The sequence below is a fragment of the Terriglobus sp. YAF25 genome (assembly GCF_052113305.1).
Taxonomy (GTDB): Bacteria; Acidobacteriota; Terriglobia; order Terriglobales; family Acidobacteriaceae; genus Terriglobus.
Genome location: NZ_JBFRCY010000216.1, coordinates 1 through 10,222, shown reverse-complemented (window position 1 = coordinate 10,222; position 10,222 = coordinate 1). Strand labels below are relative to the sequence as shown.

Below are 10,222 nucleotides of genomic sequence, written 5' to 3'. Positions count from 1 at the left end.
GTTCCGGGGTCAACTGCATAACCAGACATTTAGCAGCGCCCCCGGCTTTAAGGAACTCACTCAATTCAACCTGGATTACTTGGAATCCACGAACCTTAAGTTTACATTCGAGTTCAGAGCTGATGCGATTGAGCACGATGGTCTTGCCTATGTTGACTGCATTACATGCGAAGCTCATCGCGTCTTCTTCGCTGATAACGATGCGCTGGGCTGGCGGGTAATAGGCCTCGATCCTGGCAACCGAAGTCTTGTCAAACGCAGGTGGAAAGTAGAGCAGGGAGCCGTCTTTGAGAGGGGCAAAACAGGTGTCGAGGTGATAGAAGCGCGGATCCACGAGATGGAGGCCCGCAACCTCTATGGCCCATAGATCACGAAGAATTGCGTGACTGCTTTCGCGAGTGCGATATCCATAGCCCACCCAGAGGCGTAACCCATTGGAGGAGAACAGGGCATCGCCTTCACCCTCGAAGGGAATCTCGCGAGGCAAATCAGCGACCCGGTAACCAGCATCGGTGAACCACCGGCGGAAATGTGTCTCTTCGTTCTGGCGCTCTGGGTAATAGAAGCTGCTGATGACGACAATACCGGCGTGCGCAAGACCAGCGTTTGCGGTAAAGACCATGTCGGGAGAGCCGGCGACGGGTTCAACCAGAAGAACATGCGCCATGCCGGACAGAACACGGCACAACTTCTGCCACTGCTGCATGGCAAGCGACAGTGAAGCTTTACCCAGGTTTCCTCGCATCCACGGGTTGATGACGTAAGAAACGTCATAAAACCTGGGTGGGCACATCAGCAGCGCGGGAACAGGATTATTCTCGCCAGAAATAGTCTCTTCTTCGTTCTCCTTATCTGGCTCGGTAATCATTGCCGTACTCGCTCCTATGGTCTGGAGGATGGCAGGATGCATGCCAAATGGTCAACGAGAATGATTATTCAGTAGGTGCTGAATAAATATTCATCGCCATGGGCGATGGTTAGAGCATTTTTCCTGTGGGTATAACGCAGGGCCGTTCCGGGGTACCCAGCAACAGGGAAAATGCTTTTGGTCGAATTCTTGTCGCTCCTCGCCTCCGGGACCAGGCAGTTTGATGACATGCCCCAGGTGCGCTATACTCTCGGGCGAAACGGAGTCAAGCATATGTTGAGGCCTGACAATCCGACCAACGCCCTCGTGCTTATCGGAGTTCGGTGCAGAACGCGCCAGAACCTTTCTGAAACGGCCCGGGCTGTTCCAAGCACCTTACGGCCGAACCTCTTTTCAGGCGACTAGCGCATTTCAACCCAAAATCTCAGGGGAACTGAGCCTCAGTTTGTCTGAAGGCTGGAGCATTTTCCTGTAGGTGCAATGTAGGGATTCTGAATCAATGGGGCGTTTTCCGCAATGAAAACGCCGCCGCACGCCATTTTCGGGATACCCAGTAACAGGGAAAATGCTCTATCTCGTCGCGTTTTGACCGCGAGGTCAGCCTGGCTCGGAGGTGAAACCAGATTGCTCCGAGCCCGCTGGAGGATCGTATGAGCATTGAAATGCAAGCATCTGTACGCGTCGCCGACGCCAAATTGCACGCAAAGTTTGGTCCGAAGTTGATCACCAGCGTGCCAGGACCACGAGCGCAAAGAATAGTGGCCGATGACCACCGTCTCGTTTCGCCAAGCTACACGCGTAGTTATCCTCTTGTTGTAAAGAATGGGTGTGGCTGTCGGGTTGAGGATGTAGACGGCAACGAGTTTCTGGACTTTACGGCCGGTATCGCCGTCGACTCTACCGGCCATTGCCATCCGGAGGTCGTGAAGGCGATCCAGGACCAGGCCGCGCAGTTGATCCATATGTCTGGTACAGACTTCTACTACGACCTGATGCCGCAGCTCGCATCGCGCCTGTCTGCCATTGCGCCGATGCCTGGGCCGCATCGTTTTTACTTCGGGAATTCAGGCGCAGAGGCGGTAGAGTGCGCGTTGAAGCTGGCGCGTTACCATACCGGCCGGCAAAACATCATCAGCTTCTTCGGCAGCTTCCATGGCCGCACAATGGGGGCGCTCTCGCTCACTGCTTCCAAGGTCCAGCAGAAGCGCCGTTTTGCCCCGCTTGTTCCTGGTGTCACGCACGTGCCATATCCCTATACGTATCGCGGCGCCGGCGGAGGGCCGCAGGAAGAAGAGGCGTACGGCCTGGCATGTGCGCGCTTTCTTGAAGAGAAGCTGTTCAAGACGACGTTGCCGCCCGAGGAGGTTGCCGCCATCTTTGTCGAACCCATTCAAGGAGAAGGTGGATACGTCGTGCCGCCGAATATCTTTCTGCAGGAACTTCGGCGCATCTGCGATCGTCACGGAATCCTTCTTGTTGCTGATGAGGTCCAGTCGGGCGTTGGAAGAACAGGAAAGTGGTGGGCCATTGAACACTCAGGTGTTGAGCCTGACATGGTCTGCATCGCGAAGGGAATTGCATCCGGAATGCCGTTGGGTATCTGCATGGCGAAGGCGGAGCTTATGGACTGGGTTCCAGGCTCGCACGCAAGTACGTACGGCGGAAACCCCATCTGCCTCGCGGCCGCGATGGCGACTCTGAACATTATTGAGCGCGAAGGCATGAATAATGCTGCGACGGTGGGATCTGCCGCTCTTGCAAGGCTCGGCACCTGGGTGGAAAAGTATGAGATCGTTGGAGACGTTCGTGGACGTGGTTTGATGATCGGAGTCGAGATAGTCGAGGACAAGCAATTGCGCAAACAGGCAGGAGCACTGCGCGACCGCATCGTCGATCTCGCTTTCGAAAGAGGGCTGTTGCTGCTTGGCTGCGGCGAGAATACGGTCCGGCTGTGCCCACCGCTGATCGTTACACAAGAAGAAACAGATGTTGCTCTCGACATTTTGGAAGAGGGCATCATGCTCGCCACCCGATAACAGAATCCCCGAAAAGGAGAAGGAAGATGCTAACCAAGGTAGGTGTACTGCAGGGAACGCTCGAAAGTATCGTCGGTGCGGAGCGCTCACATCGCCTGTTTGAAGTGCTCAAAGTTTCCGGAGCTCTCATGGAAGAGGCCGGTGCGAACATTTCACGTGCAGGCATCGCACAAGTGCTGAACATGATGCTGTTCGAAGACCTGTTGAACCGCGTGCCGGATGCAAAACTCTACGCTGACGATTGTCTTCGCGATGGCAGGAAGATCATGCATGATCATGGCGCGGTCCGCACCGTCGCACTCGGTGGCATGGGTGCACTGCCGGCAGGCGAAGAGGCAATCACACGCATTCTGCGCCCGCTCGGCTATGCACTGAACGGCGTTTATCCGCTGGAGCGTCTGAAGATGACGGGGCGTTCCTATGCCCAGGTGGAGTACCCAGAGGAGCTCGCGCAGTTCTTCGTCAGTGAACTACACCCAGACCGCTTTTCCGCGGAATTCCAGGCTGCCGTTGGACGTGTCACTTCGACCTCTCGCGATCCGCTCACAGCCGAGGCGAAGGCCATGCTCGTTGAATTGGAAGCGCAGCGTGCTCTGCCTGTCGAGAAAGCGGTTGCACTGCTGCCCGTGCTTGCAAAGGTCTTCAGTCGCCAGCATGACGATCCAGCCCTGGCAGACTATGAGATTTTGCTGGCTGAATCGGCAGAGATGGCGTGGATTGCCACGGAAGGAAACGCCTTCAACCACGCTACGGACCGAGTCATCGATGTCGATCGGCTGGCCGAAGAGCAGAAGGCGCTTGGTCGCGCCATGAAGGCAACGGTTGAGACCTCGCAATCAGGCAGGGTTCGCCAGACTGCGTTCCTTGCGGCTCGCGTGCGACGTAACTTCCGCATCGAAGGTGGCAGTCTGATTGAAAAGGAAGTGCCGGGATCGTTCTACGAATTCATCACGCGGCTTCCGCTTCCGGCAGAAGATGGAAAGACCAAGCTTGATCTCAGCTTTGACAGTTCCAATGCTCAGGCAATCTTTAAAGTGACCGCCAACCAGAAGTAAGCGGGTGCTATGACGAACGATAAGAGTTCACTTGAGCAAGAGGTGCATCAATTGCTCTCAAACCTTGGGGTGCCGGCCGCTGCCTATACGCACGGCGAACTGGTCGTGCGGACACCCATCACCGGCCAGGTGATTGCACGCGTCGCGATGACTGACGCGACAGCGGTCAATAATGCGCTGGCAGCAGCACGGAATGCGTTCGTTGCATGGCGCAGTGTCCCCGCTCCCAAACGCGGAGATCTGGTTCGGCTGCTTGGCGAAGAGCTGCGGTCGGAGATCTCCGCACTTGGCCGGCTGGTGACGATCGAGACGGGCAAGATCCTATCAGAAGGTCTCGGAGAGGTGCAGGAGATGATCGATATCTGCGCCTTTGCCGCCGGACTATCGCGGCAACTCACCGGTCTCACCATCACGTCTGAGCGCGCAAATCATCGCATGATGGAAACGTGGCATCCGCTCGGTGTTGTCGGCGTAATCTCCGCGTTCAACTTTCCGGTCGCGGTGTGGTCCTGGAACGCAGCACTCGCGCTGGTCTGTGGCAACGCCGTGGTATGGAAGCCCTCGGAGAAGACGCCACTCACAGCACTCGCGACGCAGGCGTTATTTGAGCGGGCGGCAGCCAAATTTGGCGGCGTGCCCACCGGACTCTCAACATTGCTTGTAGGCGACGGAAGCCTGGGGCAGATGCTTGTCGATAGCCCGAGCGTGTCGCTGGTCTCCGCGACTGGCTCGACTGCGATGGGGCGTGCCGTTGCACCGCGGCTCGCAGGGCGCTTCGCGCGAGCCATCCTCGAGCTGGGCGGAAATAACGCCGCGATTGTCTGCCCAAGCGCCGATCTGGATCTGGCTCTGCGGGCCATTGCATTCTCGGCGATGGGTACAGCGGGACAGCGCTGCACGACGCTTCGACGATTGATCGTGCATGACACGGTCTATGACAACCTTGTCGCGTCGCTCAAGAAGGTTTATCGCTCTGTCGTCATCGGCGATCCGCGCGAAACAGGCACGCTGGTCGGCCCGCTGATCGATGCACGTGCCTTTGAAGCAATGCAGCATGCTGTCGAAGAAGCACGAATCACTGGAGCAACAGTCACCGGAGGAGAACGTGTCGTGCCAGACGTTAGTTCAGACGAGGCGTTCTATGTCCGTCCCGCGCTCGTCGAAATTGGCAGCCAGGCAGAGATCGTGAGGCGCGAGACCTTCGCGCCCATTTTGTATGTTCTGAAGTACCGCGATTTCGAAGAGGCTCTCCAGCTGCATAACGATGTGCCGCAGGGGCTCTCGTCCTCCATATTTACGCTCAACATGCGCGAAGCCGAGAGCTTTCTCTCCGCAAGCGGATCGGACTGCGGCATTGCGAATGTCAACATCGGCACCTCCGGCGCTGAAATTGGCGGAGCCTTCGGTGGCGAAAAAGACACCGGCGGAGGCCGCGAGTCAGGCTCAGACGCATGGAAGCAATACATGCGCCGTGCTACCAATACCATCAACTACGGAACGGATCTTCCTCTTGCACAGGGCGTGAGCTTCGAGATCGCTTAATCTGCCCCGGACTATTGCACTAGTGCGACCTCACTGACGTGGTAAATCGTGCTGGAGTTGATGTTCATGGTGATGGATCCATTGCCGCCCAGTTGCAGGGCGCCAACGATGATCTCTCGTTGAAACTGGGTGCCGCTTCCTGACCCACCCTGTAGGTTGAGCTGCTGGACTTGAGCTGCATTAGCCAGCATGATAGCGCGGGTATTGGTTAGGTAGATGGTCCCAACCAGCTTCATGGCTCCGCCACCGCCCAGAGAATGAGTCGTTGCGGCAGCGGTACGATCCTGGAAAAACAGGATGCCTTTATAGACAGAATTCGATGGTGAGCCGATCAGGTGACGGTGCCATTGGATCCAATGCTGAACTGGCCACGATTCGAAACCATTGATAAAACTGAAAAGATGCGTATGAAGCGCCTTCGTCAAGGTGCTCCATCGATCATGCCGCGACCTTTCTGTGCGATCGCCAGCTCGTGGCTTCTTAGTTGCAGCAGGTCGCGGAAGAACTCGCGGTACTGCGCTGCTTCTTCTGTCGCTCGGTCGTCAGGCCCAAGCTTGCACCTCTGGAATGTGTCTGGGTTACCTGGATCGGGAAGAAGGTGTGCAAGATCCTCGGTATCGCGAACGGAGTCGAACTGCTTCAGAAAAGTGAGCCGTCCGTTTCGAACTTTCTCGTGTATCTCCGGCTTTTGATCAGAAAAGTAGAGAAAGGGGCGCTCCGAGCCGTACTCCTGCCCCATAAAAAACATGGGAGTGCCTGGTGTAAGCAACCAATAGGCCGCCATCGCACGATACATTCCGGGGCTGCTCTGGGCTTTAGGGCGGGTTCCACGGAGTGTATTGGCGACCTGATCGTGGTTTTCCAGAAATGTGATCCATTGCCACGGTTCAACGCGCAGGCAATCTGTCCCGCGCGGCGCTTTTTGCCATCCATAGTATTGCCCCTGGAAGAGAGGGCCATACTTCGCAGCGGAGATAAACTCCTGAGGGTTTCCTGCGTGGTCGCTGTAATAAGCCTCTCGTCTTCCGGTAAGGCGAACCGTCATGGAATGATGGAGATCATCATTCCACATGCCATCGAATCCATGGCCACCTTCGGCAATCGACTTAAGTTGATGGGACCATTGACGCTCGCATTCGCTTACCAGAATGATCTTCCGATTGCCGGCCGCCTCGCGCGCACGCCGGCTCATGGAGGCGAGAATATGCTCCTCATGATGTCCGGAATCAGCGATCGCCTGTGTTGCATCAAAGCGCAAGCCATCGAGCCTGTATTCGTGAATCCACGCGGCGACGTTCTGCAGGAAGTATTCGCGCACGGGTGCGTTATCGAAGTTCGGAGCACTTCCCCATTCGCTCGCCCGCCTGGAGAAATACTCGGGGCAATATTCTCCGAAGCAGTTTCCATCGGGGCCGAAGTGGTTGTAAACGACATCGAGAAGAACAGCCAAGCCCTCAGCATGAGCCGCATCGACCATATGGCGAAAGTCATCCGGGCGGCCATAGCGATGATAGGGCGCGAAGAAGGCGACACCGTCATAGCCCCAGCCGAATTCTCCACAGAACTCATGGATCGGCATAATCTCCAAAACGGTCACGCCAAGCTCGCGAAGGCGTTTGAATTCCTGCTCGGCAGCCCGGTAGGTGCCTTCCTTCGTAAATGTACCGAGATGGAGCTCGTACAACACCTGGCCGGCGAGTTGGAGATTCGGGAGGAGCCATTCGCCGGTAGTCCAGGTATAGGATGAAGGATCGATTACTTCGCTCCAGCCATGAGGTCCTTCAGGTTGAAATCGCGACGCCGGATCTGGGAAAGGTCCGCAGCCGTCCAGAACATAGCGGTAGAAGCATCCCTGTTTCAGGCCTGAAATATGTAGGGAGAAATATCCATCCTCTTGAGCCTGCGCCGGATAACGTCTCCCGTCATTCAGCAATAGCTCGACCCGCTTGGTATGGGGAGCCCAAAGATGAAATTGAACGCCGGTAGGACTAACTGTTGCGCCCAGAGGAGGCTTCGTAGATCGACCGATTGAATCGCGCATTGCTCTACTTGCGATGCAGCCAATAGAGAAAGTGCTGCCCTAGAGCATAATCCCGGACTATATCTTCGCAATCATCATGCGCACGGATACAGTCAGCATTGAGCGCCTGCGCCAGGATGAGGCAAATCTCTGCGAGTTCCTCTGCAGGCATCAATCGACTTGTGGCCGCGGAATGAAGCCATCTGTGCCGAGAATCCTGCACTTTCCCGTAGAGAAAGCTTCCGACAAGAGAAGCGAGCAGGCATCATAGATTCCCGCGCAAGCATCACAGATTGCAATGGGCGGGAACCCTTCCGATTCATGTTCAGCAAGGTCCGGAAGAGGAAGGACGACAAGCTGAAAGAGATTTCGTTTGGGCGGTGACTCTCGCGCCAAGATGCTCACACAGGGCTGCTGCACATTCGTAGAGTGCTCGGATGAGAATAGGCTTTACCCGGCAACTTTGATCAACAAGAGAATCGGGGGCGCAGGACGCGCCCCCGCTCTCTACACGATGTCTTTGGCGGAGGAGAGTGCGCTGTAGCTATCGATCTGGCCCAGGGTGAAGGCGTGCATGTCCGCCTGCGAGTCCCAGCTTCTATACCAGTGCACCAGGTACTCCAGCGCGGCATCGAGCCGTAGCGAAGGAGCCCAGTCAAGATCGGCGCGGGCGCGGCTCGCATCCAGCTTCAGGTAGTGGGCCTCGTGCGGAGATGACGCGTCGTCAATAACCCACGAGGCGCCGTCTCCCCAGAACGCCGACATATGCTCCGCAATCCACGCCACGGGGCGGGCATCATCTTCGATGGGACCGAAGTTGTAGGCGGTGGCGTATCTGGGATCATGTGTGAGCAGCTGTTCGGCGAGCCGGATGTATCCGCGAAGCGGTTCGAGTACATGCTGCCATGGACGGATTGCATGCGGCCGTCTGATCAGTACCGGCTTTCGCGACAGAAATCCGCGGACAAGGTCGGGGAGAAGGCGGTCGTTTGACCAGTCGCCACCGCCAATCACGTTTCCGGCTCGCGCCGTTGCAACTGCCACCTGATGAGCTTTTCCAAGCTGCGCAACAGGGAAGTACGACTGCCGGTATGCCGCGCTTACGATCTCGGCACAAGCCTTGCTGCTGGAATAGGGGTCGTATCCTCCAAGCGGATCTGTCTCGCGATATGGCCATATCCACTCTTTATTCTCATAGCACTTGTCGGTCGTGACGGAGACGACGGCACGAACGCTCGGAGTCCGCCGAACGCTGTCAAGGACCTTCGCCGTGCCGATGACGTTGGTCTCGTAGGTGCCGATTGGGTCTTCATACGAATGAAGAACTAACGGCTGCGCCGCGAGATGAAAGACCACCTCCGGAGCGAACTCCTGCATGGTGGCTTCCAGCTTTGCCGCGTCGCGAATATCCCCACGGATGTCTTCGATCACCGAGCCTACACGAGCAGCCGTGAAGAGATTCGGCTCGGTGCAGGGATCGAGTGCATAGCCGCGAACCGTGGCGCCAAGCTTAGCGAGCCACAGCGCCAGCCATCCGCCCTTGAAGCCCGTGTGCCCTGTGAGAAAGACCTTGCGGCCTTGCCAGGAGAATCTCTGTGTCTGAGCGTGTTCGGCTGCTGTCACCAGACCCTCCACGGAGCATTGCCTGAGTTCCAGAGCTCTTCCAGGTACTGCTTGTCGCGGAGCGTATCCATGGGCTGCCAGAAGCCGTGATGAGAGAAGGCATGAACTTCTTGGCGTGCGACCAATGCCTCAATCGGCTCACGCTCGAACATCTGCCGGTCATCGGTGATATCGTCCAGTACTTTTGGTGAAAGGACGAAGAATCCACCGTTGACCCGGCCGCCTTCTTCAGCCGGCTTTTCGTGAAACGAGTGAATTAGTGTTCCGGTAAGTCCCAGACCTCCAAATCGAGCGACGGGCTGGACACTGGTCAGCGTTGCACTCTTTCCGTGGGAGCGATGAAAATTAACAAGCGCTGTGATATCCACATCGGAGACGCCATCGCCATACGTCATGCAGAAGGCTTCTTCGTCTTTGACGTACCGGGCAACCCGCTTTAGCCGTCCGCCTGTCCCGGTCGAGTCCCCGGCCAAGACCACCGGCAAGAATGACAGCTTTCATTTCAATCCTTTAGAAGCCAAAATGTGACCATGATACGGGTAAGTTGTCGTGATCAGAAGCGATGAAAGCGCTCATCGCCATCTTGGAGATCGAATCGTCTTTCGACTCACAAAATTGCTGTGTATTCTAATTCTACAGATGACTGACAAAGCAGCAGCGATCCGCCAACAAATCCTCGAGTTGACTGCGCAGTTTCACGCAGAGGCTTTCCCTGCCAAAAATTTTACGCCAGGCACATCGGCCGTACCCGTCTCCGGCAAAGTGATCGGACCGGAGGATATCTGCTCCGTCGTCGACTCCGCGTTGGACGGATGGTTTACGACAGGGCGCTTTGCGAAGGACTTCGAGCGGAAGCTTGCGCGCTTTGTCGGCGTTCGCTCTGCTTCGCTGGTTAACTCAGGGTCGTCCGCCAATCTTGTTGCGCTCACCGCGTTGACATCCCCTAAGCTGGGGGATCGGCAGTTGAAGCCCGGCGATGAAGTGATCACTGTGGCCGCAGGATTTCCCACAACGGTGAACCCGATCCTGCAGAACCGGCTCGTGCCGGTCTTCCTGGACGTCACTCTGCCTACCTATG

9 protein-coding genes are annotated in these 10,222 nt (G+C 56.7%); 4 read left to right on the top strand and 5 right to left on the bottom strand.

All coding sequences use genetic code 11. The annotated features are described in order from the left end of the window. On the bottom strand, window positions 1-868 hold an 868-nt coding region (locus AB4043_RS10950; protein ID WP_442307050.1), incomplete at its 3' end, for a dimethylarginine dimethylaminohydrolase family protein. Between the two features lie 650 nt (window positions 869-1,518). On the opposite strand from AB4043_RS10950, the gene AB4043_RS10945 reads away from it, so the two are divergent. From AB4043_RS10945 to amaB, 3 genes are read left to right on the top strand one after another with little or no spacing between them, the layout of a single operon-like run. After that, window positions 1,519-2,904, top strand: a complete 1,386-nt coding sequence (locus tag AB4043_RS10945; protein WP_442300771.1) for an acetyl ornithine aminotransferase family protein — start codon at window positions 1,519-1,521, stop codon at window positions 2,902-2,904. Between the two features lie 26 nt (window positions 2,905-2,930). After that, window positions 2,931-3,959, top strand: coding sequence for a DUF1338 domain-containing protein (locus tag AB4043_RS10940; protein WP_442300772.1), 1,029 nt, complete (start codon window positions 2,931-2,933; stop codon window positions 3,957-3,959). A gap of 9 nt (window positions 3,960-3,968) precedes the next feature. Then, window positions 3,969-5,501 (top strand): L-piperidine-6-carboxylate dehydrogenase, encoded by a 1,533-nt coding sequence (gene amaB / locus AB4043_RS10935; RefSeq protein ID WP_442300773.1) that lies wholly within the window; start codon window positions 3,969-3,971, stop codon window positions 5,499-5,501. A gap of 11 nt (window positions 5,502-5,512) precedes the next feature. Here amaB and AB4043_RS10930 read toward each other — a convergent pair whose 3' ends face one another. From AB4043_RS10930 to AB4043_RS10915, 4 genes are all read right to left on the bottom strand, one after another. After that, window positions 5,513-5,926 (bottom strand): hypothetical protein, encoded by a 414-nt coding sequence (locus AB4043_RS10930; RefSeq protein ID WP_442307049.1) that lies wholly within the window; start codon window positions 5,924-5,926, stop codon window positions 5,513-5,515. Then, on the bottom strand, window positions 5,923-7,542 hold the full coding sequence (treZ, locus tag AB4043_RS10925) for a malto-oligosyltrehalose trehalohydrolase (RefSeq protein WP_442307048.1): 1,620 nt from the start codon (window positions 7,540-7,542) through the stop codon (window positions 5,923-5,925). Before treZ ends, AB4043_RS10930 begins: the two co-directional genes overlap by 4 nt. Window positions 7,543-8,028: 486 nt before the next feature. After that, window positions 8,029-9,144 carry a CDP-glucose 4,6-dehydratase gene (rfbG, locus tag AB4043_RS10920; RefSeq protein WP_442300776.1) on the bottom strand — a complete coding sequence of 372 codons (1,116 nt, stop codon included), beginning with the start codon at window positions 9,142-9,144 and terminating at the stop codon, window positions 8,029-8,031. Continuing rightward, entirely contained in the window at window positions 9,141-9,623 is a 483-nt protein-coding gene (locus AB4043_RS10915; RefSeq protein WP_442307051.1) for a sugar phosphate nucleotidyltransferase, read from the bottom strand. Before AB4043_RS10915 ends, rfbG begins: the two co-directional genes overlap by 4 nt. A gap of 160 nt (window positions 9,624-9,783) precedes the next feature. On the opposite strand from AB4043_RS10915, the gene AB4043_RS10910 reads away from it, so the two are divergent. Beyond that, window positions 9,784-10,222 (top strand): DegT/DnrJ/EryC1/StrS family aminotransferase (locus tag AB4043_RS10910; RefSeq protein WP_442307047.1); only part of this gene is annotated, 439 nt, incomplete at its 3' end.